Below are 1,140 nucleotides of genomic sequence, written 5' to 3'. Positions count from 1 at the left end.
CGTGCCGGCCAGCGGTGGCACCCGCGGCTTCCAGCTCGAACTCAGCCGCCACCTGCAGGTGCTCTGCCACGACTGCAACCAGCCCAGCGTCACGGTCGACACCTACGCCAGCGAACACCCCATCTGGGCCCGCCTGGGCGTGGCTCCACCTGGGCCGGCCCCCAGCTTCGCGGGCACCGACTGCGCCGCCGAGTTCGCCGTGTGCACCCCCACCGAGCAGCAAGCCCACCAGGCCTGGCTCGAGCAGAGCGCGCAGTACGCCACCCACAAGAGCGCGCGCCAGGACGCCCTGGACGTCAAGATCGAGGCCTACAACGCCAGCGTGGCCGCGCGCACCCTGCGCGACTGGACCGTCATCGACGCCAGCGAGACCCGCCACGAACCGCGCGTGCTGCACAGCGAGCCCGGCCAGATCGTCTCCGGCGGTGATCTGCGCGTTCAGGCCGGCGAGGCCATCAACGACAAGAGCCAGATCCTCGCCGGTGGCGCCCTCACGGTGCTGGGCACCACCCTGGACAACCGCGACGCCAAGGTGCTCGCGCGCAGCGAGCTCAGCGGCCAGGCCGTCTATTCCTACTTCGAGGAAGACTGCTGGGCGTGCAACGACGACCGCCGCCACGAGTACGCGCCCTACAGCGGCACCAGCGAGTACGACGTCACCCTGAGCGTGGCCAGCGCGCGCGAGCACGCCCCCGATGCGCCTACAGAGCCCTCGGTGAACCTGGGCAGTGCTCTCTTCCAACCCGTGGCCGACCCGGCGTCTGGCGTGCTCTTCCAGACCGATCCGAACTTCACCCAGCAGCGCCGCTGGACCGACGCCGGCGCCCAGCTTGCCCTGCTGGCCCTGGACCCCAACACCCTCCAGAAACGCCTGGGCGACGGCTTCCTCGAACAGCGGCTCGTACGCGAGCAGATCGCCCAACTCACCGGCCAGCGCTTCCTGGGTGACTACACCAGCGACGACGCCCAGTACCTGGCCCTGCTGCAGGCCGGCGCCACCTTCGCCCAGGCCCATCAGCTCAGGCCGGGCATCACCCTCACGGCCGAGCAGGTGGCCGCACTCACCAGCGACATCGTCTGGCTCGAAGCGCAGGAAGTGACCCTGCCGGACGGGAGCACGCAAACCGCGCTGGTGCCCCG

General features: G+C 70.5%; 1 pseudogene. It reads left to right on the top strand.

Annotated elements, in window-relative coordinates:
- Positions 1-1,140 (top strand): annotated as a pseudogene (locus BN948_RS25385) (S-layer family protein); the annotation flags it as partial.

This window comes from Hydrogenophaga intermedia (genome assembly GCF_000723405.1).
GTDB lineage: Bacteria > Pseudomonadota > Gammaproteobacteria > Burkholderiales > Burkholderiaceae_C > Hydrogenophaga > Hydrogenophaga intermedia.
Note: the sequence above shows the minus strand (reverse complement) of the source record. Positions and strands in the feature narration are given on the sequence as shown.